The 26549-nt window shown below is 72.6% G+C and carries 21 protein-coding genes; 9 read left to right on the top strand and 12 right to left on the bottom strand.

Features of this window, described 5'->3' with window-relative positions; translation table 11 throughout:
• Positions 1 to 13: 13 nt before the first annotated feature.
• The 3 genes from AC07GB_RS14275 to AC07GB_RS14285 all read right to left on the bottom strand — a co-directional run bounded on the left by AC07GB_RS14275 (position 14) and on the right by AC07GB_RS14285 (position 5807).
• Complete coding sequence (locus AC07GB_RS14275; protein ID WP_478845051.1) at positions 14 to 1621, bottom strand: alpha/beta hydrolase; 1608 nt, start codon at positions 1619 to 1621, stop codon at positions 14 to 16.
• A 65-nt stretch (positions 1622 to 1686) separates the two neighbouring features.
• Entirely contained in the window at positions 1687 to 2628 is a 942-nt protein-coding gene (locus AC07GB_RS14280; RefSeq protein ID WP_478845053.1) for a LysR family transcriptional regulator, read from the bottom strand.
• A 218-nt stretch (positions 2629 to 2846) separates the two neighbouring features.
• Positions 2847 to 5807 carry a M14 family metallopeptidase gene (locus AC07GB_RS14285; protein ID WP_478845055.1) on the bottom strand — a complete coding sequence of 987 codons (2961 nt, stop codon included), beginning with the start codon at positions 5805 to 5807 and terminating at the stop codon, positions 2847 to 2849.
• Between the two features lie 283 nt (positions 5808 to 6090).
• Between AC07GB_RS14285 and AC07GB_RS14290 the strand changes: the two genes are divergently transcribed.
• The 3 genes from AC07GB_RS14290 to AC07GB_RS14300 all read left to right on the top strand — a co-directional run bounded on the left by AC07GB_RS14290 (position 6091) and on the right by AC07GB_RS14300 (position 9449).
• Positions 6091 to 7080: an NAD(P)-dependent alcohol dehydrogenase gene (locus AC07GB_RS14290; RefSeq protein ID WP_478845057.1), complete on the top strand. Its 990-nt coding sequence runs from the start codon at positions 6091 to 6093 to the stop codon at positions 7078 to 7080.
• Between the two features lie 230 nt (positions 7081 to 7310).
• A complete protein-coding gene (locus AC07GB_RS14295) occupies positions 7311 to 8579 on the top strand; it encodes a serine hydrolase domain-containing protein (RefSeq protein WP_478845059.1) in 1269 nt (422 codons plus the stop codon).
• A 363-nt stretch (positions 8580 to 8942) separates the two neighbouring features.
• A complete protein-coding gene (locus tag AC07GB_RS14300) occupies positions 8943 to 9449 on the top strand; it encodes a carboxymuconolactone decarboxylase family protein (RefSeq protein ID WP_478845061.1) in 507 nt (168 codons plus the stop codon).
• A gap of 63 nt (positions 9450 to 9512) precedes the next feature.
• Here AC07GB_RS14300 and AC07GB_RS14305 read toward each other — a convergent pair whose 3' ends face one another.
• Together AC07GB_RS14305 and AC07GB_RS14310 are read right to left on the bottom strand one after the other, a co-directional pair.
• Positions 9513 to 10823 (bottom strand): lanthionine synthetase C family protein, encoded by a 1311-nt coding sequence (locus AC07GB_RS14305; protein ID WP_478845063.1) that lies wholly within the window; start codon positions 10821 to 10823, stop codon positions 9513 to 9515.
• The gene (locus tag AC07GB_RS14310; RefSeq protein WP_478845065.1) at positions 10820 to 13867 is read right to left on the bottom strand and encodes a lantibiotic dehydratase; all 3048 of its coding nucleotides are present in this window, start codon (positions 13865 to 13867) and stop codon (positions 10820 to 10822) included. The genes AC07GB_RS14305 and AC07GB_RS14310 overlap by 4 nt, the downstream gene beginning before the upstream one ends.
• A gap of 458 nt (positions 13868 to 14325) precedes the next feature.
• Here AC07GB_RS14310 and AC07GB_RS14315 point away from each other — a divergent pair, with 458 nt between their 5' ends.
• The 3 genes from AC07GB_RS14315 to AC07GB_RS14325 all read left to right on the top strand — a co-directional run bounded on the left by AC07GB_RS14315 (position 14326) and on the right by AC07GB_RS14325 (position 17019).
• Complete coding sequence (locus tag AC07GB_RS14315) at positions 14326 to 14469, top strand: hypothetical protein (RefSeq protein WP_478845067.1); 144 nt, start codon at positions 14326 to 14328, stop codon at positions 14467 to 14469.
• A gap of 396 nt (positions 14470 to 14865) precedes the next feature.
• The gene (gene sigJ / locus AC07GB_RS14320) at positions 14866 to 15831 is read left to right on the top strand and encodes an RNA polymerase sigma factor SigJ (RefSeq protein ID WP_478845069.1); all 966 of its coding nucleotides are present in this window, start codon (positions 14866 to 14868) and stop codon (positions 15829 to 15831) included.
• A gap of 57 nt (positions 15832 to 15888) precedes the next feature.
• A complete protein-coding gene (locus AC07GB_RS14325; RefSeq protein WP_478845071.1) occupies positions 15889 to 17019 on the top strand; it encodes an NAD(P)/FAD-dependent oxidoreductase in 1131 nt (376 codons plus the stop codon).
• Between the two features lie 82 nt (positions 17020 to 17101).
• On the opposite strand, the gene AC07GB_RS14330 is transcribed toward AC07GB_RS14325, so the two are convergent.
• Together AC07GB_RS14330 and AC07GB_RS14335 are read right to left on the bottom strand one after the other, a co-directional pair.
• Positions 17102 to 17782 carry a pyridoxamine 5'-phosphate oxidase family protein gene (locus AC07GB_RS14330; RefSeq protein WP_478845073.1) on the bottom strand — a complete coding sequence of 227 codons (681 nt, stop codon included), beginning with the start codon at positions 17780 to 17782 and terminating at the stop codon, positions 17102 to 17104.
• A 222-nt stretch (positions 17783 to 18004) separates the two neighbouring features.
• Positions 18005 to 18586 (bottom strand): TetR/AcrR family transcriptional regulator, encoded by a 582-nt coding sequence (locus tag AC07GB_RS14335; protein WP_478845075.1) that lies wholly within the window; start codon positions 18584 to 18586, stop codon positions 18005 to 18007.
• A 336-nt stretch (positions 18587 to 18922) separates the two neighbouring features.
• Between AC07GB_RS14335 and AC07GB_RS14340 the strand changes: the two genes are divergently transcribed.
• A complete protein-coding gene (locus tag AC07GB_RS14340) occupies positions 18923 to 20122 on the top strand; it encodes an agmatine deiminase family protein (RefSeq protein WP_478845077.1) in 1200 nt (399 codons plus the stop codon).
• A 71-nt stretch (positions 20123 to 20193) separates the two neighbouring features.
• Here AC07GB_RS14340 and AC07GB_RS14345 read toward each other — a convergent pair whose 3' ends face one another.
• From AC07GB_RS14345 to AC07GB_RS14355, 3 genes are all read right to left on the bottom strand, one after another.
• On the bottom strand, positions 20194 to 21657 hold the full coding sequence (locus AC07GB_RS14345) for a WGR domain-containing protein (protein ID WP_478845079.1): 1464 nt from the start codon (positions 21655 to 21657) through the stop codon (positions 20194 to 20196).
• A 174-nt stretch (positions 21658 to 21831) separates the two neighbouring features.
• Positions 21832 to 22125: a hypothetical protein gene (locus AC07GB_RS14350; protein ID WP_478845081.1), complete on the bottom strand. Its 294-nt coding sequence runs from the start codon at positions 22123 to 22125 to the stop codon at positions 21832 to 21834.
• Between the two features lie 259 nt (positions 22126 to 22384).
• Positions 22385 to 23185, bottom strand: coding sequence for a tRNA-dependent cyclodipeptide synthase (locus AC07GB_RS14355; protein ID WP_478845083.1), 801 nt, complete (start codon positions 23183 to 23185; stop codon positions 22385 to 22387).
• Positions 23186 to 23533: 348 nt separating this feature from the next.
• On the opposite strand from AC07GB_RS14355, the gene AC07GB_RS14360 reads away from it, so the two are divergent.
• Complete coding sequence (locus tag AC07GB_RS14360) at positions 23534 to 24193, top strand: DUF4360 domain-containing protein (RefSeq protein WP_478845085.1); 660 nt, start codon at positions 23534 to 23536, stop codon at positions 24191 to 24193.
• Positions 24194 to 24446: 253 nt separating this feature from the next.
• Here the strand turns inward: AC07GB_RS14360 and AC07GB_RS14365 are convergent, their stop codons facing one another.
• Both AC07GB_RS14365 and AC07GB_RS14370 read right to left on the bottom strand, forming a co-directional pair.
• Positions 24447 to 25004 (bottom strand): hypothetical protein, encoded by a 558-nt coding sequence (locus AC07GB_RS14365; RefSeq protein WP_478845087.1) that lies wholly within the window; start codon positions 25002 to 25004, stop codon positions 24447 to 24449.
• 347 nt (positions 25005 to 25351) lie between these two features.
• Positions 25352 to 25654 carry a hypothetical protein gene (locus AC07GB_RS14370; RefSeq protein ID WP_478845089.1) on the bottom strand — a complete coding sequence of 101 codons (303 nt, stop codon included), beginning with the start codon at positions 25652 to 25654 and terminating at the stop codon, positions 25352 to 25354.
• 190 nt (positions 25655 to 25844) lie between these two features.
• Between AC07GB_RS14370 and AC07GB_RS14375 the strand changes: the two genes are divergently transcribed.
• The gene (locus AC07GB_RS14375) at positions 25845 to 26510 is read left to right on the top strand and encodes a hypothetical protein (protein WP_478845091.1); all 666 of its coding nucleotides are present in this window, start codon (positions 25845 to 25847) and stop codon (positions 26508 to 26510) included.
• Positions 26511 to 26549 lie beyond the last annotated feature (39 nt).

Here is a 26549-nt window from a genome sequence, read left to right on the forward strand (position 1 = left end):
GGGCCGGCTGGGGCTACTTGCAGACGGTTCCGTCGGCCGGGACCTTGCCGTCGATCAGGAACTTGTCGATCGCCTTGGTGGCGCAGCGGTTCTCGCCGTAGGTGCCGTGGCCCTCGCCGTCGACGGTCAGGGTGACTCCCACGTCCTTGCCCAGCCGCTGCGCCATGCGCCGGGCGCCCTCGACGGGCGTGGCCGGGTCGCCGGTGTTGCCGACGACCACGATCGGGGCGGCGCCGGGCGCGGCCACCTCGGGCTTGTCCGCCGCGCCGCGCACCGGCCACTGCGAGCAGCCGAGGAGGCCCTCCACCATGGACGGGCCGAAGACCGGCGAGGCCTTCTCGAACGCGGGGCGGTTGGCGTCCACGTCGGCCCGGGTGTGGCGGCTGCGGGTGTCGGCGCAGGTGATCGCGGTGTTGGCGGCGTGCATGTTGCTGTAGCGGCCCTTGTCGTCACGGCCGTTGTAGGAGTCGGCGAGCATCAGCAGGTTGTTGCCGGTGCCGTCCTGCATGGTCTCGCCCAGGCTCTGTGCCAGGGCGTCCCAGCCCTCCTTCCCCACGTACAGGGTGGCGCCGATGCCGGTCAGGGCGAGGTCCTTGGTGAGCTTGCGGCCGCTGTCGGTGCGCGCGGGCTTCTTGTCGAGCTTGGCCAGCAGGGCGCTGACGCGGCGGTTGCCCTCGGCGGCGTCCTCACCGGTCGGGCAGTTCTCGCCGTACTCCTCGGCGCAGTAGGCCATGGCGGACTCCAGCGCCTTCTGGAAGGACTTTGCCTGGGCGAGGCCCGACCGCACGGGGTCCTTGCTCGGGTCGACGACGGCGTCGAAGACGGTGCGGCCGACGTTCTTGGGGAACAGGTGCGCGTAGACGCCGCCGAGTTCGGTGCCGTACGAGATGCCGAAGTAGTTCAGCTTCTTGTCGCCGAGCACCTGGCGCATCAGGTCCATGTCGCGCGCGGTGGTGGCGGTGCCGACGTGCGGGAGGACCTTGGCGGAGTTCTTCACGCAGGCCCGGGTGAGCCGCTTGACGTCCTTGAGCGCGTCGCCGCTGCCCGGGTCGGTGTCGAGGGTCTTGTCGTCCAGGCACTTGACGGCCGTGGTGTTGCCGACGCCGCGCGGGTCGAAGCTCACCAGGTCGTACGAGGTGTTCAGCTCGGTGTAGTCCTCGGCGGCCTGCGGGAGGGTGGCGACGCCGGAGGCGCCCGGGCCGCCGAAGTTGTAGACGAGGGAGCCGATGCGCTGGTGGGCGTCGGTGGCCTTCTTGCGGATGAGGGCCACGTCGACGGTCTCGCCCTTGGGCTCGGCGTAGTCGAGCGGCGCCTTCATGGAGGCGCACTCCCAGTCCTCGCCGGGTGCGTCGGCGGTGCCCTGGGCGGCGGACGGCGCGGGGCAGGTGCGCCAGGCCAGGCTCTGACCGGTGAGGGCCGCGGGCAGGGCGGACTTCCCCCCGGCGGTTCCCCCGGTGGCCCCCGCGGTGGGCTTGCCCGTGGTGGACGGGGTCGCGGTGGCCGTGCGCTCGCCCTTGCCCCCGTCGTCGGACCCGCCACCGCAGCCGGCGAGGGCGGGGATCGCGAACAGCGAGGCGGCGGCCAGCACCGCGGTGCGACCCAGGCGTATGGAGTGGGGCATGGTCGGACTCCTGCCGATATCGGCCATGTGAGAGTAAATGGCGAGTAAAGTCGGCTGTACTTTACCTACCGCTGGGCGACCACGCTCTCCCGCCGGCCCTCTCCGCCCGTCAGGACGGGTGAGAAGAACGCGGACTTGTGCCAGGTCTGCTGCCGCAGGAGGTCGAGCAGGGCCGTCTCGGCCGGGCCCTCGCCGGGCCGCACGGAGGCGACGACGGGCTGGGACACGACCGGGAAGACCGGGCGCGCGAGGTGCTCGTGGCCGTGGGTCACCGCGGAGGCGGGCACGAGCGTCACCCCCAGGCCATGGGCGGCCCAGCGCACTGCCGTCGCCGTCTGGGACACGCGGGCGACCGTGGTCGGGCTCAGGCCGTTCTCCCGCAGTACGTCCCTCAGCACGCAGTCGAGCGTGCTGTTGTGCTCGAAGCGCACCCACGGCTCCCGCTCCAGGTCCCGCAGCTCGACCCGGTCGGCGGCGAGCTGCGGGTGCCCGGCGGCGAGGACCACGACGAACTCCTCGTCGCCGAGGTGGTGGCCGTCGTACAGGCCCTCCTCGCACGGCCCGGCCATCAGGGCCAGGTCCAGCACGCCACCGCGTGCGAGGCGCTCCAGCTCGGCGGGGTTCGGCTCCTCGAAGACGGTGACCTCAAGGCGCGGGAAGCGCAGGCGCAGCGCGCTCAGCGCGCCGGGCAGCTGCCGCGTGCCCAGGCCCATCTGCGCCGCGACCGCCAGCTCGCCCACCAGTTCGTCGCCGCCGGCCCGGGCCGTGGCCCGGGCCCGCCGTGCCGCGCTCACCGCGACCTCCGCCTCCCGCAGGAACGCGCGGCCGACCATGGTGGGTACGAGGCCGGTCGGCGTGCGGGTGAACAGCGTCACGCCGAGTTCCCGTTCCAGACCGCGGATCTGCTGGGACACCGACGGCTGGGCGACGCGCAACAGCTCCGCCGCCGCCGTCACCGAGCCCTCCTCCGCCACTGCCAGGGCGTACTCGAACTGACGAAGGCTCATCGGCTCCCGCTCCCTCACTGCGGTGGACCACGGCCCACCCCACCGTCAACACTGTCAACACCGTTATCGCTGCCATCGCTGTCATCGCCGTCGTACTGGTAAGTGGTCTCGCTCTTCGGTTATTTCCTCCAGGGGCGGGCCGCGGTCTCTCGACGCGGTCGGCCTCCGGGACCGCGGGGGTCCCGGAGGCCGACGTCAGGCGATGAGCTGTGTGGTGTCTAGCGGCGCAGGTGGTTCAGGGCTGCCTTCATGAGGGCGGCCCTGTCGCGTGCTTCGGTGACGTGTTCGAAGCCGAAGCCGAGCAGGACGCTGTCGCGTGCGGTGACCGCGGCGTAGGGCCGGTACAGCTCGCCGGTGCGGGCCCAGTCGCCGGTGATGTTGGCGCTGCCCGCCGGGGGCGGGGCGACGGACCAGGTGCCGAGCGAGGTCTCGAATCCCTCGGTCTCGGTCGCGGTGCCGCCGACGACGAGCTGGGCGTTGTCGGCGAAGAGGCCGCGGCCGCCGTCCGAGGGGTCGGTGACCGAGCTGAGGGAGACCTCGACCTTCTTGCCCGCGTAGGCGCTGAGGTCGAAGGCGGTCTGCTTCCAGCCGCCGGAGGAGCCGGTGAAGCTGTTCCAGGCGCCGCTGGTGCCCTCGGCCGTGCAGCCGGCCGCGCCGCGGGTGAGGTAGTGGCGCAGGAACGGGTGGGCGGTGATGAAGAAGCCCGCCGAGCACTGGGTGGGCACGGCGGTGGACGAGCCACCGTTGCGGTCCGCGAGGGTGGTCCAGTCGTCGGCGCCCGGGGTGTGGGCTTCGAGCAGGCCGTGGTCGAATCCGGACTCCAGGTTCCAGTTCAGGGCCAGGCGCAGCTCCGGCTGGTCGGCGGCCGTGACGCCGGTGAGGTCGATGGTGCGGGTGAGGCGCTTGTAGTCCCGGTCGGCGTGGGTCGCGGAGGCCATGCCCTGGCCCGCGTACGGGGCGTAGGGGTTGCTCAGGCCGGGGTAGGCGCCCGCCGCCGCGCTCTTGAACTGCGGGAACTGCCGCGCGGGCAGGTTGTCGGACGTGACGGTGAAGCGGCCCGCCTTGTCCAAGGGGTTGCCTTCGGCGGCCGCGAGGGGCCCCTCGGCTCCGGCGAGGGCGCCGCTGCCGGTGAAGCGCTGGGCTCCGGCCGCGGGCAGGCGTTCGTAGGCGCCGAGGTAGTACTGGGCGAAGTCGTCGGTGAGCGCGTCGCCGAGGTCGACGTTGCCGCCGGCCCGCTCGCCGGACTCGATCAGCTTGCCGCCCTCGTTGAGGTAGGCGCGCAGGGCGAGCTGGGTGGGCGCGCCGGGCACGGGGTCGCCGGTGTAGTGCACGACCGCGCGGAAGTGCGACAGGACGCCCAGCGGGTGCGGGACGCCCTGCTTGGCGACGTCCCAGACGGCGGCCGTGCGGCCGCCGGCCTTGACGGCGTCGACGTACTTCTGGGTCTGCGTGGCGCTCGCGCCCTCCTCCGCGACGACGAGGGTGCTCGCCTTGGGGCGTCCGGCGACGGTGTAGGTGAAGTGCTCGCTGCTGGTGCGGGCCTTCTTGGTGCGGCCGGTGAACCACACCTCGACCTTGTCGCCCACGCGCGCGCCCTCGACCTCGGCGCGGTACTGGTCGAAGTACAGGTTGTCCTCGCCGCCGTAGGTCTCGCCGCCCTTCCACCGCGCAAGGTCCTCGCGCTGCGTGCGGCCGTCGTTGACGCGGTAGCGCAGCTCCTTGTCGCGTACCGACCTGCGGGCGGTGACGGCGACTTCCTGGTCACCGCCGCGCGCGTAGGAGGTGGTGAAGGAGTCGGGGGTGAAGTCGGGGGCGTCGATCCCGGTGACGGAGACCGGACGGTCGGGGCGCAGCGCGGACTCGGCGACGGCGAGCGCGAAGGGCACGTTCTTCGCGAACTCCTGCTGGATCAGCTTCTCGTCGTCGGGGAAGGTGAAGACGGACGCGCAGTCCTGGGGCTTCCAGGCGTCATCGGGGTCGATGTTCGAGGCGGTCTGGCAGGTGGACATCTCCGGCGTGAACATCGCGATGCCGTTGACGTTCCCGGCGTGCCCGTCGGCCTCGCCGTTGGTGGTGTACAGCTCGGAGGAGACCTGCGGGTGGTAGCCGGGCACCGCGGGCTTCTCGGGGGTGCCGGCGAGGGCCTTGTAGAGCACGTCGTCGGGCGTGGGCGTGGCGACCTGCCAGCCCACTCCGTAGAGGATCAGTTCGGCCGCCGAGTGGTAGTTGATCCCGTACGTGAAGCCGATGCGCTTCTGGAAGCGGTCGATCGCCTTCGTCTCGGGCTCGGACATCGGGCCGGTGCCGCGGTAGGTCTCCGAGGAGGCCCTCGGGGACGAACCCTCGTTGTCGTAGCCCCACTTGTAGGCGAAGTTGCGGTTGAGGTCGACGCCGTCACCCGCGGCGATCCGGCCGTCGCCGTCGATGTCGCGCAGGTTCTTGCGCCACTGGCGGTCGCCGCCGGCCGCGTGCGTGTAGTCGTAGCCGTCGGGGTTGGCGGAGAGCACGAACCACAGCTCGGTGGAGTTCACGAGCTTGGTGACGCGCTTGTCCTTGCCGTAGTTGTCGAGGTAGTGGTGCATCAGGCGGCGGGTCATCTCGGGGGTGATCCACTCGCGCGCGTGCTGGTTGGACATGTACAGCGTGGCGGGCTTGGAGCCGTCCTTGGACTTCGCCGCGCCCTTGGAGAGCTTGAGCGCGAGGATGTCCTTGCCCTGGAGGGTCTTGCCGAGGGAGACGACCTTGGTGAGGCCCGGATGGGCCTGCGCGGTCCTGACGATCTCCTCCTGGAGCCCGCCCTTGCCGCTGTAGGGCCGGTAGACGCCGTCACCCGCGGCCGCGAGCCGCTTCTCGGTGGCCGCGGAGATCTTGTGCTCTTCGAGGTCGACGCCTTGGCGTTCGACGGACTTCGCCTGGGCCTCGGTCAGGTACAGCTCGACGCGGCCGGTGCCGCGCTCGGGCACCTGCCCGGCGAGTTCGTGCGCGTCCTGGCCCGCCTTGAGCACGATCGGGATCTGCTTCTTGCTGATTTCGGCCTGGTAGACCTTCACGGCCGCCGCGTCGTCGTCGGCCGTGGCCCTTGCCGGGCCGCTCGCCTGGGCGTGCGGCGCGGCGGCCATGCCACCGACGAGCAGGGCACCGGCGGCGAGGATCGATCTCGCACGGGTTCTTCGTCTCATGAGCCCCCCTTGCAGTTGTCCGGCACGTTTGTGCGCGAACGCCAGGCTCGTCATGCTTCATGATCATGTCAATGGGTGGGTGGCCGGTTCATGACCCGGCCGGTGCGGCGGCGGGCCGCCGGGGTCAACTGGCTAGGCAGGGGCCGTGGTTCGCGCGATGCTTGAGAGGCCGTCGCGAGGCCCACGGGGCCGGGTCATGACCTCCGGGCGCGCGCCGCCGACGAGCCGCCGGAGCCCGTACGAGCCGTCATGCCCGCCCACGTCGACGGGAGGGGGAGCCGCAGTGAAGGCCGTCGTGCAGGACGTCTACGGGTCCCCGGACACGCTGCGCCTACGGGACATCGACCGCCCCTCCCCCGCCGAGGGCGAGGTGCTGGTACGCGTGCACGCCGCCGGTGTCGGCCCGGACGTGTGGCACGTGATGACCGGGCTGCCCCTGATGGTCCGCCCGGCCTTCGGACTGCGCAGGCCCAGGAACCCCGTACGGGGCTGGGACGGCGCCGGACGCGTCGAGGCGGTCGGCGCGAAGGTGCCGGGTGTCGAGCCCGGCGACGCCGTGTACGGGCACCTCGACGGCTCCTTCGCCGAGTACGCGCTCGCCAAGCCCGACCGGATCGCCCCGAAGCCCGAGAACGTCACCTTCGAGCAGGCCGCCGCCGTCCCGGTCTCCGCCGTCACCGCCCTGCGAGCCCTGCACGCCAAGGCCCGGCTGCGGGCGGGCCAGAAGGTGCTGGTCATCGGCGCCTCGGGCGGAGTGGGCAGCTTCGCCGTCCAGCTCGCCGTGGCCCACGGCGCGGACGTCGTGGGTGTCTGCGGAAGGGGCGCGGCCGAGTTCGTGCGCTCCCTGGGGGCCTCGGCCGTCATCGACTACACCCGCCGGCAGATCACCGACGGCCCCCACCGCTACGACGTCGTCCTCGATGCCGCCGGCAACCGCCCCCTGCCCCAGCTGCGCCGCGCCCTCACCCCGCATGGCACTCTCGTGCGCGTCGGCGGCGAGGGCGGAAGCCGCTGGTTCGGCGACATGGGCACCCAAGTGCGGATGGCGCTGCTTACACGCTTCACACGGCACCGCCTCCTCGGCCTGTGGGCAGTCGTACGCCGCGCCGACCTGCTGGCCCTCACGTCCCTGATCGAGAGCGGCGCCCTCACCCCGGTCGTCGACAGCACCTTCCCCCTGGCCCAAGCCCCGGCCGCCGTCCGCCACCTGAAGCAGGGGCACCCCCGGGGCAAGGTCGTCCTGGTGGTGACGCCCGAGGCGCGCCGGGAGTGAGGCCGGGGCGGGAGGCGAAGGGCATCGGCCCTGGGCTCCTGGGCGCCGCCCGGCGCGCTGTACGGGGGTAAGCCCCACCCTCAAGTGTGTGGCGTGCGCCAGTGACCGGGAGGCCGTCCGTGCACGAGGGTGGCGGCATGACGACCAGGTCTCATCCTCCCCAGGCACGCAGATACTCCCGAACGCGCTCCGCACGGCGGCGGGTTCAGCGCAGGAGCCGCCTCCACCTGGTGGCGGTGGCGTCCGTCCTCGCGGTGGCCGGTTTAGGCGTCGGGCTTCAGCAACCGGGGCAGGCGGTGGCACGGCCCGCAGCGGCCCCGTCGGCGTACGACGGGCCCGGCGCCGGGAAGAGCGCCGATGCGGAGCAGCGCGAGCGCCTTGTGCGGCTGGCACGCAAGGTGGTGGCTGCCGGGGCGCCCGGGGTGGTGGTGCGGGTCGATGACGGCAGCGGCCGGCCGATCGAAGTCGTCGAGCAGGCGCCCTGGGCCCGCAAGGAGCACCGGATGCGGCCGGGCGACGAGTTCCGGATGGGGTCCAACACCAAGACCATGATGGCCACCCTCGTGCTGCAACTGACCGCCGAGGGCAGGCTCGCGCTCGACGACCCGGTGGAGAAGTGGCTGCCGGGCCAGGTGCCCGGCGGGCACGCGATCACGCTGCGCATGCTGCTCAATCACACCAGCGGTCTGTACGACTACACCGAGGACGCCGCGCTCCTGCCCTCCATCCTGGGCAGGGACCAGAGGCGGTGGACCTCGGAGCAGCTCCTGTCCGTGGGCGTACGGCACGATCCGCCGTCCGCGCCGGGCGCCAAGTGGTCGTACAGCAACACGAACTACGCCGCGGTCGGCGCCGTCCTGGAGAAGGCCACCGGGCGGAGCCCGGCCGAGCTGGTCCGTGACCGGATCGCCCGGCCGCTCGGCCTGAAGCACACGTACTACGCCGAGGACGGCACCTGGCGCGGCCGGCACGCCCGCGGCTACGAACCCGACGCGGCGCACATGCCGCCTGGAGTGCCGAGCGAGTTCCGGGAGTACGCCGGGGCGCCCCGCGCGGGTCACGTGGACGTCTCCGCCAACAGCCCCTCGTGGGGCGGGACGGCCGGGGCGGTGGTGTCCAGCGTCCGCGACTGGGGCCGGTTCTCCACCGCGTTGATGTCCGGCGAGCTGCTGCCTCCCGCGCAGCTGGCGCAGTTGCGCACCACCGTGCCGGTCTCCCCCGACCGGCCGGACGGGCCCGGCTACGGCCTCGGCATCCAGACCGCCACCACCGATTGCGGCACGGTGTGGGCCCACGACGGGGGCATCCCCGGCTACTTCAGTACCCACCTCACCGATTCCACCGGCAAGCGCACCGCCGGCCTCCTGGTGTCCACGGAGGCGTTCGCCGAGTTCCCCGAGGCCTTTCCCGAGCTGTCCGAGGCGTCCAAGGCGTTGCAGTCCGCGGCGCTGTGCGGCATGTTCGGCAAGCCCGCCGTGGACGCGACGCGCACCGGCTGATCCCCTTGGCTCCGCCGAGGGGGTCGCGACCGCCGCGTTTTTGTCCGGCGGCACGAGAACGGGCTGCCGGACAACCCGATGGGCGCTGGAATCCTTGGTGCACGGCATCCGTCGCCGTGTCCCGGCAGGGGTAGGCAGAGCCCCATACGCGGACGATCCGCGGACCTGCCCCTCGCTTTCCGTACGCCCTGCCTTCGCGCAGAGGCAGGGCGTACCTGGGGCACGGCATCTCCGGGCCGGAGGCGGGGGGCCTCAGCGAGCCGCACGAAAAGTTCTTCCGCTCCCGGTCACATTCCTCTGCCGCCATCCGTCATGGCAGTGACCGCACGAGATGAACACGTGAGACGGCTTGAGGAGATGGCGATGGAAACACGTTCGATCACGGCAGAGGTCCCGATGACGCCGCGCATGGCCGACGACCCCGCCGAGCTGGTGCCCGAGTTGGCGGCGGTGTCGGCCGCGCTGTTCAAGGTCACCGGCAACGGCTCGGTGCCGCGCTCCACGATCAGCCTGGTGCAGCTGCGCGCGGGCCAGATCGTGGGTAGCACCTACCTGACCGTGCTGCACACCGGCTTCCTGCGCAAGGCCGGGGAGACGGAGGAGCGGATCACGTCGGTGGCGTCCTGGCAGGACTCGCCGTACTTCACCGCCGCCGAGCGGGCGGCGCTCGCCCTCACGGAGGCGGCGCTCCAGCCGTCCGCGCACGGTGAGCGGGTCTCCGACGCGCTGTACGCGGAGGCGGCGGGGCACTACGAGCCCAAGGCGCTCGCCACATTGATGTTCGCGATCGGCCAGGTCAACTTCTTCATCCCGGTCGCGCTCATCGCGAAGCCGGTGCCCGGCCGTTCGTTCAGCGATCCGTGGAACTAGCGCCGCACCGGTAGGGAAAACGGCGGCCGGGCGTGCCCTGCCCGGCCGCCGCTCGTGGCCGAGTCAGCACAGCAGGAGCGCGGCCTGCCAGGGGAGTTCGCCGTGGGGCGCGTCCGGGTCCGTCGCGAAGCGCAGGGCGAGGGCGGCGCCCGCCGCGCCGTCGAGGAAGCCGGGGCGGTGCACGAGGTCGGGGCTGCCGGGCGCGGCCGCGGGCCAGAGGAAGGGGTGGGCCGGATCGGCCGCCCGCGCCAGGGCCTCGGTCAGCTCCGGTAGGCGCGCGGCGAGGTCCGCTCCCCCGGGCTCGCGGGCCATCAGCGTCACGATCGTCGTGAACCCCGCGAGGCCGTGGCAGAGCGTGGGGTCGCCGAAGGCGCGGGTCCCGGCCGTGCCCCGGTCGCAGGCGGCGGCGACCGCGTCCACCGCCTGGCGGTTCCAGTCCGGCTCCTTCAGCGCGAGGGCGGCCAGTTGGAGGGCGCGGGCGACGCCGGGCGTGCCGTAGCACCAGCCGGTGCGGGCCTCGGCCAGCTCGGCGCGGGCACCGGAGGCGGCCACCAGCTCCGCGTCCAGCGGCACGATGTTGGGCCAGCCGGTGCCGTCGGGGCTGCGGCGGGCCAGCAGCCACCCGGCGATGGTGCGGATGGCCTGCTCCTGGCCCGGCACGCGCACGCCCGCGCGGTGGGCGAGGGACAGCAGGGCCAGCGGGCCGGGGATGCCGTGGGCGAGGCCGGCGTTGAAGTGCCCGCCGGGGACACCGTCCGGCTCGCTGAGCAGGACCGGGTCGCCGGTCCACCAGCCGGGCACGGTCCTGCCGCCCGGCTCGGTGACGGGGCGGGTCAGCGCGACGAGGTGGGCGAGGACCAGCTCGGTGGTGTCCCGGTGCTCGGGCCCGGCGGCCAGGAGCAGTCGGCCGATGCCGGAGAGCCCGGCGACCACGTCGTACCCGGCCATCCTGGCCCCGCCCGTGCCGGCCGCCACCCGGGGCGCGTCCTCCGCCACGAGGCGCCGTGCCAGCAGGGCGACCTGGCCGTCCAGCTTGGCGAGGAGCCCCGCGTACGCGCCGGGCCGGGTGACCGCGGCGCGGGCGGCGAAGGCGACCGCGGGCAGCCCCCCGTACAGCCCCTCCCGTGCGGGCCGGGTCACGCCGGTGACCGCCGCCGACAGATGGGCGTGCGCGGCCTTGGCGTACTCGGGCTCGCCGTGGGCCAGGGCCGCGAAGAGCAGCCCCACTCCGGCGTGGCCGTCCGCGAGGGACTGGGCGTGCCACAGGGAGCGGGTCTCGGCCAGCTCGGGGGTTTCGGCTGCGGTCACGCGTGCGGCCAGGGCGGCCGGGTCGGCCAGGCGCTCCGCGAGCCGCGCGACGAGGTGCTCGGTCATGCTCCGGCCCTTTCCCGGTCCAGGTGCGCCTGGACGGCGCCGCGGGCGACCGCCAAGGTCTGTGCCTCGGCCGTGCGGTCCGTGCCCAGGCGCCGGTTGCAGTGCATGTGGACGAGGGAGGCGAGGACCGCGCCCGGGGAGACGCTCAGGGCGTTCCGCTCCTCCTCCGCGCGCACCAGCCGCCCGTAGCGTTCCGGCGCCGCGTGGTACGGGTGCGCCGCCGGGTCCGGCGTGCCGTCCGGGGTGATCCTGGCGAGCGCCGCCCGCCTGCGGGCCGCGAAGGCCTTGTGGTGCTGCTCCCGCTTGGGGTACGTCCCGGTGAGCCAGTGCCGCCAGTCGCCGCCGTAGCCGCGGTGGAAGGCCCGTACCAGCTCGGTCACGTCGTACGCGGTGGACAGGATCCGGTCGTCCGTGGGGGTCGCGAGCCGCTCCAGGACCAGTCGGCTGTCGGCGTGGAAGACCTCCTCCGCGGCGGCGAGCAGCGCCGGGCCGCCGTAGCGCTCGGTCTCGGGGGCGTAGCTGCCGAGCCGCAGCCCCCGGGCGAGGCCTGCGGCGGCCAGCCGGCCGGCCAGCTCGTGGAGGCGGGGCAGGATGACGCCGTTGAGCGGCGCGGGGTCGCCGTGCAGGCGCAGCCGCAGGTGGGGGTCAGGGTCGGCGTACCGGATGAAGAACCAGCGGTCGACGCCGTGCGGCGGCCCGGCGGGCGGGGAGCCCAGCTCGGTCAGGAAGCGGCGCAGCGGCCCGGTCAGCAGCTCGTCCTGGCGCTCGGCTGAGGTGTAGAGCGTCGCGTACAGCCAGGGGCCGCCGGGCGGGATCTCGCCGGTGCCGTGCCGTACCACCGGTCGCGCGGTGCGCGCGGGTGGCCTGGCCGCCCGGGGCCGGCAGGGCGTCAGCGTCACCACGGCCTCCGCCTCGTGGGCGCCGCCGGGTCCCAGGAGCCACCCGCCGTCGGTGTCCTGGCCCAGGGGCGGCTCGTGGAGCACGGCCGCGCCCGTCCGCTCGCACTCGCGGCGCAGGATCTCCCGGTGCGCCGGGACGGCGAGGTTGAGGGGGATGCGGTGGTCGCCGATGGTGAGCTGGACGTGGTCGGGCACGTGCCACAGGGCGCGCCACTCGTCGAGGGGCAGGCCGGTCGCGTCGAGGCGCCAGCGGGCCGGGCTGAGGACGGTGCGGCCGGTGCGCACGGCCGGCAGGAACGGCAGGTCCTCGGCGGCGTCCCACTCCCACAGCCGCCACTGCCTGCGGGCGAACGCGGCGGCCTCGATGAGGAACCGCACCGCGTTGGGCGCGGTCAGTTCGCGGTTGAGCACGTGGAGGGCCGACGGGGTCAGCTCGCGCCCCAGCGCGGCGGACACGATCCGGAAGCCCTCGGAGTCGGCGCCGACGGCGATGTCGTCGAGCGTGAGGTCGGTGACGCCGGGGGCGGCGGGGCCGGGGTGGACGCCGACCACCAGGCGCCCGTCCAACCACGTCGGCACCTGCGCGACGTTGGCGTGCCGGTGGTGCGCCGCCTGGTGGTGGACCTGGACGGGCAGCCGCCCGGTGGTCTCGCGCGCGGTCCGCACGGTGTGCCGGATCGCCTCGCTCTGCGCGGGCGGGAAGAGGTGGGCGAAGCGGCCCATGAGGCCACCGGACGCGGTGGCCGCGCCGCCGAGCACGAGGGTGAAGTCACCCCGGTCCACCGCTGCGGCCGACTCCGCCGCGATCTGCACGACGAGTTCGAGGGCGGGCGGGGCCACGGCGTCGGCGGTCTCGTCCCGGTCGGCCGCCTCGAAGGCGCGCAGCCACCCCTCGTCCAGGACGACCTCGCGCTCCCCGCGCGCCTGCGCCTCGGCCGCGAGTCGCAGGAGCAGGCGCCGGCGTGCGGCTCCGAGGGGTACGGGTCCCGGGTCGGGGCGGTGGCTCGGGGGCAGCCGGTACCCGGCCGGGGCGCCGAGGCCGATGTCGGGGTCGAGGAGTTCCTTGACGGGCACGTACCGGCCGAGGCCGTAGCGCTCCACGAAATCCTGGTGGTACGCGGTCAGCCGGCCCGGCCCCGGCGGCGAGAGGCGCCACAGCGCGGCGGCGGCGCGCTCCAGTTCCTCGGCCACCGAGCGCGAGAGGACGACGGTGCCCTCCAGGCGCAGGTCGACCTGGACGGCGTGTGCCGGGACGGCGGAGGGGCCTGCGGGCGCGGCGCCGACGGCCTTGCCGGGCCCTGCGGGTGCGGTGCTCGCGGCCGTGTCGGGCCCTGCGGCGGCGCGCTCAAGTGCCGTGCGCCAGGCCGCCGTTCCCTCTCCCAGCGGCGTACGCCGGTACTCGTTCAGGGACTCACGCAGTGCGGCTGCCCACCGGGCGGCGGGCGTGGCGGCCGGGAGCAGCGCCTCGACGTGGGCGAGGGGGTCGGGGGCGTCCAGCGGCGGGCGCAGCTCCGTCAGCAGGACCTCCGCCCCGATCAGCTGGGCGACGAGCCCGGCCACGGCGCCCTCGGGCGCGCCGGGGAAGCGCGCTTCGACCTCCCGGACCAGGTCGTCGCAGCGGACGGGCCGGGCGGCGGCCTCGACCACGGCGCGCACGACCGGGGTGCTGCGGAGCGTCCGGGACGTGGGGCGGGCAGCCCCTCCTGACGGGCCGTCGGGTCCGGGGGCGGCGGGGCCCGCGCCCGGCCCTGCCGGGGCGAAGGGCAGGACCAGGCGGTCGCCGCGCACGAAGCACAGCCCGTTCACCACCACGCTCAGCCCCAGGTGCACGGCCGGGTCGCGCTCCCACTCGGCGATCAGCCGGGCGAGCCAGCCGGCGTCGGGCCGTGCCGCTCTGCGCCCCGCGCCGGTCAGCTCCCCCTTGGTGGCCTCGCCGAAGGTGCCCCACAGGACGCCCGCGAGCAGGCCGAAGGGGGTGGGGCGCGAGGCGGCCCTGAGCAGGTAACGGGTCACGGCCCGGTGGGCCTTGCGCAGATCGGACGCGGTGACGGGCGCGTCCGCGAGGACGGCGTCGACCGTGCGGGCGAGCGAAGGGCTGGAGACTTCGAGGGCCTCCCGGAACCGTGCGTCGGCGAGCAGCTCCACGAGGTGCGCACGGAGTTCACCGGGCTCCGCACCGGTCTCCCCCGATCGGGCCGCGGCGCTGCCCCGGCCAGGTTCCGCGCCGGTCTCCCCCGGCCGGGCCGCCGCACTGCCCCGGCCAGGTTCCGCGCCGGCCTCCCCCGGCCGGGCCGCCGCACTGCCCCGCCAGGTCGCGCGGACCCTGGGCCGGGCGAGGAGCGGCGCCCTCAGCAGCACTCCGTCCGCGCAGCGAAACACCGGTTCCGCGCTCTGGCCACGCCGCATCTCTGCCACGCCCCCTTACTTGGTGCACCATGAAACGGACTGAGGAACTCCCGATTCCTCCCCCCGCCGGAATGCCGCCACACTAACCGCGAAACGCCTCCCCCGGTACCCCTTGACTCCGTCCGCTATCCGTACCTAGATTCCGATTCTGCCGCCGAAGGGTGGCGATTGAACAGGTTCCCAAGGAAGGAATTGCCATGTCTGAGCACATGACGCAGGACCTCTTCGACATCGACCTGACCGAGACCGCCCTCCAGGACGTCGGATCCGAGAGCGCCGCGGGCGCCATTTCGGGCGAGGGCTCCTGCTTCCGCACCTGTACGACCTGCGCGATCTGCTGACGCGGGCCATTTGAAGGGCCGGTTCCGGCAGTCCCCCGTACCGCCGGAACCGGCACCTCCCGAGGCGGCTGAACCCGAGGGTCCGACGGCTCCGAACCGCGCCCGCGCGGGCCTCGTCGGCGGACGGAACAGCACCAGGGCCTGCGGAATTGCCCTTTAGGGCACCGCGCCCGGCGCGGCTCGATACCCACGCATCGGACAGCTCCATTGCACGGCCGAATGTCATCGGTGACGATTTTCAGCACACCGAAGACAAAGATCCACATCAATATACGAGCGGGCTCTTCTTTCCTTGCCGAATACCAATGTGCACGCCTGGGGAGCGGACACTCCGGGCTGCCCGTATTCCAGGATTTTTCGTTGCCCGCGCTCGGGTACAGTTCTTCCCCAGAGGTGATGTCGAGGAGATCCGCAGGAGCGCGGCGCCTCGGTCACCAGGCCCGTGAGGCCACCGGCATCGGACCGGCCGCCGCGGCGGCCGTGCGGGAGGCACTCTTGGGCAGCACCCTCGCCGAGGCCGACTGGAGAGCGCACCAGCCCGCCGTGTTCGGCGTGGCCTACCGCGTGCTCGGCTCGGTCGCCGACGCCGAGGACGTCACCCAGGACGTGTGGCTGCGCGCCGCGGCTTCCGACCTCTCCGAAGTGCGGGACCTGCGCGCCTGGTTGGTGACGGTCGCCGCGCGCACGGCGTACAACGTACTGAAGTCGGCACGCGTACGCAGAGAGAGCTACGTCGGCCCGTGGCTGCCGGAGCCGCTCCTGACCGGCCCGGACGCGGCCGAGGCCGTACTGATCGACGAGTCGGTCGAAACCGCCATGCTCCTGATGATGGAGCGGCTCGAACCGGCGGAGCGGGTGGCGTTGGTGCTGCACGACGTCTTCGACGTACCGTTCGGCCGGATCGCGGAGGTCCTCGACCGGTCGCCCGCGGCCAGCCGCCAGTTGGCCTCGCGGGCCCGGCGGCGCCTGGCGACGGTCCGGGAGCGTCCGCGGGCGCCCCGGCCGGAGCGCGAGCGGGTGCTCACCGCCTTCCGCGCGGCCTCGCGGGCAGGCGATCTCGCGGAGCTGGTGAGGCTGTTGCACCCCGACGCCGTGTACGTCGCCGACGGCGGGGGCAAGGTCGTCGCGTCGCGCAGGCCGGTGCGCGGGGCGGGCACCATCGCCAACCTGTCCGTCCACCTGGCACGCCAGTTGCCCGGCATCGAAATCGAGCCGATCGAGGTCGGCGGCGAGCAGGCCCTGGCGACGTACCACGACGGCGTGCTCCGCTGGATCGACTGCTTCGACGTCGTCGACGGCCGGATCTCGACGGTCTGGCGCGTGGCCAACCCGGAGAAACTCGCGCACGCCTGTCACACCTGACGCCCCTGTCTTGTCTCCCTGGCGGACCCATCGAGGAAACCCGACCAAGGAGAGACAATGCATCACATCGTGATCGTCGGCGGCGGCTTCGCGGGTGTGTGGAGCGCCGCGTCGGCTGCCCGGGTGCGCGGCGACGCCGACCTGCGGATCACCCTCGTGTCACCCCACACGGACCTGGTGCTGCGGCCGCGGATGTACGAGGCCGAGCCGGAGCGGGCGGTGGTGCCGCTGAAGCGGATCCTGGAGCCCGTGGGAGTCGAGCACGTCCAGACCACGGTGACGGAGATCGACACCGCGGGCCACCGGGTCGTCACCGCCGACGGTGACGTGCTCACGTACGACCGCCTGGTCCTGGCGAGCGGCAGTCGGCTGATCCGCCCGCGGATTCCCGGGGCGGACCGCGTCTTCGACGTCGACACCTTGGACGGGGCCGTCGCCCTCAAGGAGCACCTGCACGGCCGGAGCGGCTTCACCGCGGTGGTCGTGGGCGCCGGGTTCACCGGCCTTGAGGTCGCCACGGAGCTGGCCGGGCGGGGCCGGGTGATCCTCGTCGACCGGAACGGCGTCGTCGGCCCGGAACTGGGCGGAGGGCCCCGCCCGGCGATCGAGGCGGCCCTCGACGAACTGGGGGTGGAGCGACGCCTCGGCACCACCGTGACCGCGGTGAAGGAAGGCTCCGCGCAGTTCTCGGACGGCACCTGGACCGAGGCGGACGCGGTGATCTGGACCGCCGGGCTGCGGGCCGACCCACTCACCACGCGGATCGAGGGTTCCCGCGACCGGCTCGGCCGCCTTGAAGTGGACGCCCATCTGCGGGTCTCCTCAGACGTGTTCGCGGCGGGCGACACCGCCGCCGCACGTCTCGACGCCGGCCACGTCACCGTGCAGAGCTGCCAGCACGCGGTCCCGATGGGGAAGACGGCGGGCCACAACGCCGCCGCCGACCTCCTCGGCCTACCGCTCGTCGACTTCGCCCCCGGCCCCTACGTCACCGACATCGACCTCGGCGGGGCGGGCGCGGTCTTCACCCGCGGCTGGGACCGCGAGGTCGAGTCCACCGGGGCCGACGGGAAGCGCGTCAAGAAGTGGATCATGGAGAAGATCGAGCCTCCGGTCGACGACGCCGAGGAGATCCTCAGCGCGGCGGCGTACGTGTACGTCGTCATTCCCGCGGCCCACGAGCTGTGACGGGCTGAGCCGACGCGCGACGGGAGCAGCCGGGGGCGGCGGCCCGGCTGCTCCCGGGGAGGGGGCACCCGAGGGCTCTCGGTTATCCCGCCCGGGTGTTGCCGCGGGACGCTATGTGCGCGGGGGGCGCGATGCCCTCGGGCAGGAGAGGGTCGGCTTCCGGCTCGCCCCACGTGGAGTCCAGCGGCAGCACGCCCGCCCAGATGCCGAGCGCGGCGTCGGGCCCGTCCCCGTCGTCGGGCGCGCCGGTGCTCGTCTTGACCGACGCCTCCTCCAGCGAGAGCGCGAGCAGTGCGGTCGCCGCCAGTTCCTTGCGGTTCGGCCGCCGGGCGTAGTCCCACTGGCCCGGCGCGGCCTGCTCGGTCAGGAGGCGGAGGCCTGTCAGCTTCTCCTCCGGGTCCGTGACGAGACGCGGGACGCCGTAGATCATCGCGCTGCGGTAGTTGACCCCGTGCTCGAACACCGAGCGGGCGAGCACCAGGCCGTCCAGGTGCGTGACCGTCACGCACACCGCCGCCTCGGGCGAAGCGACGAGGCTGCGGCTGGCGACGGAGCCATGGAAGTAGAGGTGCCGGCCGTCACTGCCGTAGACAGTCGGCACGACCATCGGGACTCCGTCGACGACAACGCCCAGATGGCAGAGGAACCCGGCCTCCAGTACGGCGTCGAGCAGGGCGCGGTCGCGGCTCCCCTGCTCACGCAGGCGCCGGTGGCGGGTGCGCGCCGTCTCCGGGAGTACGGACGGCAGTTGTTCGTCGGTCACGTCGCCTCTTTCTCGGCACCAGCTTTGGGCAAGGGTCGTACGATCACGATATCCGCTGCCACGACCTGAGGGGACGACGAAATCCGCACCCAACTCCTGCGTCAGGAGCGGAAATGCGCGGGAATCTATGAATCCGGCCCGCCTCTGCGGGACCCGTGAGCGGCGTGGAGCAGGCGAATCGGCCCGGGGGGCACCTTCACGGCCGACACCGTTCGAGCGGCCTCACGCCTGGCCCAGCCGGGCCAGTTCCGCCTCGACGGCTTCCCGGACGAGGCCGCGCGCGTGGTCGAGGGACAGGCCACCGCTCAGCCAGCGCATGCTCAGGCCTTCCAGGAGGGCGGTGAGGCGCTCCGCGGCGGCGGCGAGGGCGGCCGCGGGCGCCGTCGGCCGCACCCGCCCGAGCAGCCCGGCCACGTCCTGCACCCAGACCAGGGTCGCCCGCGCCAGGTCCTCGCGCAGGGCGGGGTCGAAGACGGCGCTCGCCCGCAGCTCGCCCCAGGCGGTGCTGTTCTCCCGCACCTCCGGGGTGTCCTGGAACTCGAGGAGAAGAGCCTCGTCCAGCTCCTCCCGGGGGCTGAGCGGGCCGCCACCCGCGGCGCGCGCGTCGGTGTACCGCTCGGCACGCTCGTTGATGAACTCCAGCGTGTGCCGCAGGATGCCCGTGCGGTCCTTGAAGTGGTAGTAGATCAGGCCGGTGGAGACCCCCGCCTCGGCCGCGAGTTCCTCCACGCGCAGCCCGCGCACTCCGCGCCGGGCGATCACCCGCGCGGCCGCTTCCAGGATCTGAGTACTGCGTGACGCCATGACCATGGACCCTATCCGGACACTTGTCACCGCTCGCCGCACGGGTTGCGCGACCGCTTTCGCACGCTGGCCCGTCGCCGTACCGATGACATCGCGCCCTCGTCCGCGCCAAGGATCACAATTCCGAGAATCACGATCCTGACTTATTTTTCAATAAATGCAGAGCTGTGTCGCTCAGGCCTGACCGCCAGACCTCAGCCTGAGACGCGTAAATCCCACTAAAATAGGACATGCTATCCAGGAACTTGACTGAAAATCCAGTCAGGATCACAGTGGAGACATAGCTGCCCGCCCCCACCGCCGGACAGCTCGTCGGTCCATGAATCGGAGCGCCCCGTGTCCCACCTCTCGACTTCCCGCCGCGCGGCCCTGCGCGCCTTCGCCGCGATCGGCGGCGCGCTGGGCCTCGGCACCACCACGGCCTGCGGCTCCGACGAGTCCGCGCGGACCGGGTCCGGCACCGGCACCGGCACCGGCACCGGCACCGGCACCGGCACCGAGCGGGCCAAGGCCACGGACACCGGTCGCCGCCGCTTCGGCGCGGAGTGGGAGAGCCACGCGCGTACGTTCATGGCGTGGCCCGCGCTCGCCTCCGTCTGGGAGGAGGACCTTCCCTACGTACGCGAGGACATCGCCCGCATCGCGCGTGCCATCGGGGAGTACGAGCCGGTCGTGATGATGGCCCGGCCCGGCCGGCGGAAAGCGGCGCAGCGCGCGTGCGGCTCGCAGGTCGAGGTCATCCCGCTCGCCGTCGACGACCTGTGGGCCCGCGACACCGTCCCGGTCTTCGTGGAGGAGGACGGCGAAACCGTCGGCGTCGACTTCAACTTCAACGGCTGGGGCGACAAGCAGGAACACACCCATGACGCCCAGGTGGGGCGCACGCTCCTGCGTGAGTACGACATCCCCCGCGTCAAGGCGCCGCTCGTCTCCGAGGGCGGTTCCTTCGAGACCGACGGCGAAGGTACCTTGCTCATCACCGAGAGTTCGATCGTCAACGACAACCGCAACCGCGGCAAGACCCGCGACCAGGTCGAGGCGGAGCTGATCGAGACCCTGGGCCTGGAGAAGGTGATCTGGCTGGCGGGCGTGCGCGGCGAGGACATCACGGACGCCCACGTGGACAGCCTCGTGCGGTTCACCGCGCCCGGCGTCGTCCTCCTGGACCAGGCGTTCCCCGGCACTCCCGCCGACTCCTGGTCACGCTCGGCCGACCAGGCGCGGTCGGTGCTCAGCAAGGCGACCGACGCCCGGGGGCGGCGCTTCGAGATCGTCGACCTGCCGCAGCCCGACCTCGACAGGATCACGGGAGAGGGCGACGACTTCGTGTCGACGTACGCCAACTTCTACATCGCCAACGACGCCGTGTTCATGCCGAAGTTCGGGGACCGGAAGGCCGACGACCGCGCTCGCGGCATCCTCCAGGACCACTTCCCCAAGCGGGACGTCGTGCCCGTCCGCATCGACACCATCGCCTCCGGCGGAGGCGGCATCCACTGCTCGACCCACGACCAGCCGGGCAAGGCGGCCGACTGACGGCGCCGAGGCAGCGGCCCACGGGCGCGGCGGGACCGTCGCCCCGGGCGGCCGTGCCGCGCCCCGGCCGGTCACAGCAGCCGCCGGATCTCCCCGCGCACCCGGTAGAACCCGCCCGCCGCCGCGTGCAGGGCCTCCACGGCGTAGCGCGCGCCGGGCTCCCGTATCGCGCGCGGGAACTGGACTCGCCAGGAGGGGTCGTAGCCCTCGGACACCACGTGCACGCGCACGCGGCCGCCCTCCTGGACGCATTCGACGACGACCGCTCCGGCAGGGGCGTGGGCGACGGTGGTCACCGCGCCCACGGCCGTGTCCGGCGCGTAAGTGGGCACGGCGGCGGCGAGTTTGACGTCCCGCGCGACCGGCACCGTGCCCTGCTGCGCGGCGGAGACGGCCGCGTCGCTCGCGTCCACGCACACCAGCGAGCCGTCCGTGGTCACCAAGTACAGCCGCTCGTCGTGGTACTGCATCGAGAGGGCCGAACCGCCGCCCGTGCCGAGCTTCCACAGCCGGGTGCCGTCCTGGTCGAAGCAGTACGCGGACGACGCCGCGTCACCGGCGAAGACGAACCGGCCGCCGGGCGACGTCGCGCACGAGTACACCGCGCTGTCACAGGCGTACGTGGCCTCGATCGCGCCGGTGGCCTTCGTGAGGCGCTGCACGGTGCGGTGCGCGGTCCCCGCGTACACGGCTTCGTCCTCCTGCCAGCCGAACAGGACTCCGCCACGGGTGGAGGTGTGCCACAGCTCGCCACCCCCGTCGGGCGCGTAGGCGGTGACGCCCCGGGAGTGGCCGTGGTAGACGGCACGGTCGTCGGCGCGGACCATCCAGGCGTGCTCGCCCTGGCTGCGGCGGGCCCACTGGTGCTCGTCCTCGTGGTCGATGACCGTGAGCCGGCCGTCGCGGTCCGACACGTTCAACAGGCCCTCGTGGATGTCGAGCCAGAAGATGTCGACGTCCGCCGCGATGTCGTACGCGGCGAACGGGAGCTTCGACGACAGGTCGTAGACCCTGCCGTCGTCGCAGCCCGCATAGATCCAGAAGTCGTCGGCGACCAGGCACTTCACGCCGTCCGGCAGGCTGAACCTGGCCAGGACGCCGCCGTCGTGGTCCAGGGTGTAGACGTCACCCGACTGGTTGCCGATCCAGCAGTGCTCGTCGTCGACGTGGATGCCGAACGCCGAGGAACCGGTGCGGAACCGCCACAGCACGGGGGCCACGGACCGCGCCGTGGACGGAGCGGAGGTCACCTGTCGGCGGGTCACCGGGCGTGGGGCGCGCTGACCGGGGATCGCGGGGGCGTACCCCTTGCGGACCTTCTCCCCCACCTTCTTCGCGGCGGCCGCGCGTGCCTTCTCCGCTGTCGCGAACGTCGTGCTCTGTACCTGCCCGGCGGCGCCGATCCTGCCGTACCGCACCGTGACGAGCAGGCCCGCGACCGTCACCTCGTAGAACTTGTGCGCGCCCCCGTCGTCCTGCGACAGCTCCAGATACGTCGTCGACTCCGGCGCACCGGACATGGCGGACCCAGACATGGCAGACCCCTCCCCAATGCGGACCCACGGCCGTTCCGGCGGGTCCCACTGCTCGAACCGTAGGAGGTGCCACTGACAATCGCTGTGAGCGGCGGGAGCCGTGCGCGCGAACAGCCCGGCGCGTGGGCGCCGGGCTGCGATGGAGCCGTGGTGCGTCGGGAGTCGTGGGCGCGGTCAGCTGGTGACGACGTTGTGGGCCGGGATGATCTGCGGCTCGCCGTCGGCGTGGCCCAGGTCGGCGAGGATCGGCTGGAGGATCTTCGAGAAGTTCTCGAGCGCTTCCTCGGACTCCCATACGTCCACGACCCGCCAGCCGCCGTCGATCGGTCCTGCCACGTGGGAGATCAGCCCCGGCGCGGGGATGTCGGCGAGCGAAGTGAACTCGCCGCCGTCGGTGAGGCGGTCGATGCAGGCGTCGTAGAGTTCCTGCCCGACGCCAGGGATGTCGAAGGTGACGATGATGGCCATGTGGTCCCCCCACTGGTCGTTCACGGAGTGAACTGCCGGTTCACTGGGTGCGGCGATCGCTCCGGTCGGCGCGACCCCCTCATGCGTACCCGACCGCTGCCCGGGCGTCGACGGCTTGCGGCCGCCGGGCCGGGGGAGCTGAGGCGCGTCGCGGCGTCCCGCGCCCCCGGTGAGCCGACCACCACCCGGGCGCGCGCCGCACGGTGACCGATCGAGGGTTGACGCCCACGTGGAGGGCGGTGAGCGTCCACCGGCAGCCTCAGGGACCTCCCTCGGGTCGCCGGCCCCCTTCGCCACCCTCCGCCGGGCGCAGGACGAGGTATCCCTGCTGAGGGCTGGGCGACCAGAGAAGGCGGTGCTCGAAGAGGGCTTCGACGAACGGGGTCGCGCGGTGGTAGACGTACACCGATGTCTCCGCCCCTGTGATCTGCGGGGTGTCGATGAGCAGCGGAATGTCGGCGAGGAAGTACCGCACCGCCTCATGGAGCTGTGCCTCGGTCGGCTCGCCGCCATGCATGCGGCGGGCGAGGACGTCGCGGGAGGCGCTCAGGCACATGCCGCGGAAGACCGGGGCGGTCTCGAAGCAGCGCTGGGCCTGCCGGTACAGGCGCTGAAACGCCGCGTTCGCCGCCAGGTGCTCCCAGTCGAGCAGGAACTCCCCGGGGTCCGCGCGGCCCGTGGCGTGGAGGAGGCCGTCGCGGATGCGGTTGCGCATCTTCAGACCGTTCTCGTACGCCCGCCTTCTGGCCTTGTCCTGCGGCATCCCCGTCGCGGTGAGGGTGTACTGCGAAGGAACGTCGGGAAGGTGGAAGTGCACCCGTTCGAAGCGGGGCAGCACCCACTGGCACAGCTCCGCGACGCGGGCGCGCTTGAAGTACGAGTTGAACGGGCTGATCCCCACGCACGCGTGCTGGGCCCGGTCCACGAGGCGGCGGCAACGCGCGGTGAGCGGTTCGGCGGTGAACTCCCCGTGGGCGGTGAACTGCCCGTGGGCGGTGGCCTTCCGGGAGGCGGAGGCCTCCCCGTCTCCGTCGAACAGCGCGTTCCGGTCGGTGATCACCTGCGTACTGTAAGCATCGCGCGACCGCCCCCACGGCTGGACCGAGCCGCTGCCCCTCGCATCAGGTACACATACGCGATGAGACGGCTGAGCCAACGTCGTTGAGCGTGGTTTGGGGCAGGCGTGCCCCAGGCCCCGCGTACGTGGCCGAACTTCCCCTAGGCAGCCGCATCGTTGGTTCGTACCATTCCTGTCGCCTGAGGCCCTCAGTCAGCGGGCGGCCCGCTCGTCCCCCATGCCCGCCCGCTTGGCACGACCCCCTGAATTCCTTGTGGGTACGTGCCCCCTCTCCTGAAACCGCTCACGTCACTTTCAGGATCCAGGCTCCATCAACGCGATAGGAAAACCATGGCCGGTGGACTTCTCGCGAGCGGCGCGCTGACAGCGTTGTTCGCCATGGCTCTGGCTCCACCCAGCACGTCCCAGGACGTCCCCACGACTCCCCAACCGCCCGCCGAAAAGATCCGGGTCGAGGTCGACACAGTCAACGGATCAGGTTGTCCCGGAGGGACGGTCGCCGTCGCCGCCGCGCCGGACAACTCGGCCTTCACCGTCACCTACAGCGACTACCTCGCCAGCGCGGGAGAGCAGTCCGATCCCGTCGACTACCGCAAGAACTACCAGCTCAGCCTCATCGTGCATGCCCCGGTGGACTTCACCTACGCGATCGCCAGCGTCGACTACCGCGGATACGCCTCGCTCCAGCCCGGCGTCACCGGTATGGAGAAGGCGTCGTACTACTTCCAGGGCTCGTCCGACACCACGTCCGAGAGTCACCGATGGCGCGGCCCGTACGCCGACAACTGGCAAGCGACCGACTCGAAACCGTGGGAGGACCTGGACTGGGCGCCGTGCGGCGCCAAGCGGAACCTCAACGTCAACACCGAGCTGCGGGTCCTGCTCGGAGAATCGGACCGCGGCAGGACCAGCTTCATGACCATGGACTCGACCGACGCCAAGGTCAGCAGCGTGTACAGGCTCGCCTGGAAGCAGTGCCCGAACTCGTGAGCCACGTAAGCAACGCAAACGGGTTCCCTGGTGCGGCAACGCGGCAGGGCGAGTTCGGCAACTCGGCGTGACCTTCTGAGCCGAGGGCGAGCGGGAGGCCCCACCTCCGGGCAGGGCCTCCCGCTCCACCGGCACTCCGCACCGGCGAGGCCGAACGCGCGCGGAACGGGCACGCCGAGCCGGGGCCGGAGGGCTTCCCGGTGGGTGGGTTCCCTTCAGGGAGAGGCATACGCCCTGACCGCGAACCCCCGTGTCATCGCAGCTTGTTCACAGCCGTACGAGTGGTCTCCTTGAAGGCGTCCACGGGCGGGGAGCCCCAGTTGCTCTCCCAGGAGACGAGGGTGACCGTGTCACCGTCACGGCCCACCGCGACCAGGAAGTTCCGGTATCCGTACCGGCTCTGGAATCCGGCGCCGTGGACGTGGGCGCCCTCCTCGACGTCGATCCGCCCGTGGTCCCGGTACGTCACGTCTTTGCCGGGGTTCTCCTCCTCCATGGTGGCCTCACAGCGGGAGAGCGTCGCGTCGAGGCTCTCCGCGAAGGCGGCGGCCTCGGTCTCGCCGGGCAGGACGAGTACCACTTGCTCGGCGGCCGCGGTCTCGGGTGTGCTGTAGGTGGCCTGCCAGAGGTCGTTGTCCGGGAACGCGAAGGAGCGGTCCACGCAGTGCGGCGAGCCAGGCAGCCCCGCGTCGGGCCCCGAGGACCAGTACCAGTCCGAGAACGGGTCCGGCGGCATGTCGGAAGGCTCCAGGAACCCGGGCTGCTGCGCCCGCGCCTCCCCCGCCGGCGCGGGCGGTGCCCCCAGCACCACGGCCGCGAGAACGGCTCCTCCCGCTGCGGCCCGTCTGAGCACACGGCTTCGCCGGGTCATCGTGATCCCCCCTGCACACGGACGCGGCACCCACCTCTCGGGTACCGCTGTTGCTCCCAGCATGTGCCGCCGCGTGACGAAGACACCTCGTAGGGCTGAAACGGCCGGATACAGGCATGAGTTGAGCCGAATACCGCCCGGGCGGCCGGGGCCGGAACTCCACCTCGGAGCAGTGCCGTTGCGGGCCGTGGCCCGCCGCGTCAGCCCTCGCCTGCCGAGCCGAGCCCTGCCGAACCCTGCCGAGCCGAGCGCGATCATCAAGCGGGCGGAGGCGGCACAAGCCCCGCTCAGTCCTCGTCGAGGACCTCGTACCGCGCCACGTCCAGCTCGTCCAGGACGGCGTCCAGCGACCGGCCCTGCAACATCGCCACCCGCTCGGTCTGCGCCACGGCCCACCCCGTCAAGCACATCAGCAACAGGCGCAAGCCGTCCACGCCGTGCTCCTCCAAGACCCGCCCCGACACCCGCCACGCCTCGGCCGGGACCCGCTCCGGCGGCTCAAGACCGGCCACCGAGCGCATCAGCGAGGCGGTCACCCCGGAGATCTCCGGCGCCAACGCCGCCAACCGACGATCCGACTCCGCATCCACCGGTCCGAACCTCCTCACCGCAACGGTCAAGACCACCTCAGCCAACCGCAAAACCCCCCTCCCCACAGGCGAACCCGGCACCGCGCACCCGAACGAACGAGAACCGCCGCCACCCCTGGCCGGATCGCATGCTTGTCGAGGGGACCGGCCCTCGCGACGCTTGCCCTTTCCATCAGGCACAGGGGGGTACATGGCGTTCTTCAGCAAGGGGCCCGACCACAGCCTCCAGCTTCAGCAAATCCTGCGTGAAATCGGCGAGTTGCGGCAGCGCGTCGACAGCCAGCAGCACGCCGTCGACCAGGCCAGACAGGACGCCAACGCCGCCATCACCACCGGGCTCGCCGAGATCAGGGCCGTGGTCCGCGACGGCCTCGACCGCGCCGGGCCCGCTGCGGAAAGGCCGCGGCCCGTGCCGGAAGCGCCCGTCTCGGTGGAGGGCGACGCCTACGGCGGCAGCGACCGGAGCGAGCGCGAAACCGATCACACGGACCTCCTCCGCAGGGCCGCGGGCATCTCCGCCGCCCGGCTTCAGGTGCACCGGGACACCTGGGCGTTCCTCGTGGAGCACGCCGGGCAGGACCGCCACTTCCACATCCCCGGGGCGGTCGAGGAGGAGCACGGCACCGTGACCGTGGACGTGTCGGGCCTCAGCCTCGTCGCCACCCTCACGCGCCTGCGCGGTACCCAGCACGCCCCAGGCGTCGACCCCGGAACCGCGGCCATCGCGCACCACTTGTACGAGCGCGTCGCCACCACCGTGCGCTCCCTGGCCACCACACCGCACCCGGACGACAAGCCCGTCGTCATCGTCGTCGACGACCGCACGGCACCACCCGACGGCGAAGACCAGCCATAGCGGCGAGCGCCCTCGCACACCCGTACACTTCCTCCGTCA

It is taken from the genome of Streptomyces sp. NPDC045778 (genome assembly GCF_056431945.1).

Coding starts and splice junctions, on each gene's coding strand:
- AC07GB_RS14335 (WP_478845075.1), bottom strand. CDS start 18,586: ATGGCGTCACGCAGTACTCAGATCCTGGAAGCGGCCGCGCGGGTGATC.
- AC07GB_RS14280 (WP_478845053.1), bottom strand. CDS start 2,628: ATGAGCCTTCGTCAGTTCGAGTACGCCCTGGCAGTGGCGGAGGAGGGC.
- AC07GB_RS14345 (WP_478845079.1), bottom strand. CDS start 21,657: ATGTCTGGGTCCGCCATGTCCGGTGCGCCGGAGTCGACGACGTATCTG.
- AC07GB_RS14300 (WP_478845061.1), top strand. CDS start 8,943: ATGGAAACACGTTCGATCACGGCAGAGGTCCCGATGACGCCGCGCATG.
- AC07GB_RS14305 (WP_478845063.1), bottom strand. CDS start 10,823: ATGACCGAGCACCTCGTCGCGCGGCTCGCGGAGCGCCTGGCCGACCCG.
- AC07GB_RS14285 (WP_478845055.1), bottom strand. CDS start 5,807: ATGAGACGAAGAACCCGTGCGAGATCGATCCTCGCCGCCGGTGCCCTG.
- AC07GB_RS14315 (WP_478845067.1), top strand. CDS start 14,326: ATGTCTGAGCACATGACGCAGGACCTCTTCGACATCGACCTGACCGAG.
- AC07GB_RS14375 (WP_478845091.1), top strand. CDS start 25,845: ATGGCGTTCTTCAGCAAGGGGCCCGACCACAGCCTCCAGCTTCAGCAA.
- AC07GB_RS14360 (WP_478845085.1), top strand. CDS start 23,534: ATGGCCGGTGGACTTCTCGCGAGCGGCGCGCTGACAGCGTTGTTCGCC.
- sigJ (WP_478845069.1), top strand. CDS start 14,866: ATGTCGAGGAGATCCGCAGGAGCGCGGCGCCTCGGTCACCAGGCCCGT.
- AC07GB_RS14350 (WP_478845081.1), bottom strand. CDS start 22,125: ATGGCCATCATCGTCACCTTCGACATCCCTGGCGTCGGGCAGGAACTC.
- AC07GB_RS14325 (WP_478845071.1), top strand. CDS start 15,889: ATGCATCACATCGTGATCGTCGGCGGCGGCTTCGCGGGTGTGTGGAGC.
- AC07GB_RS14275 (WP_478845051.1), bottom strand. CDS start 1,621: ATGCCCCACTCCATACGCCTGGGTCGCACCGCGGTGCTGGCCGCCGCC.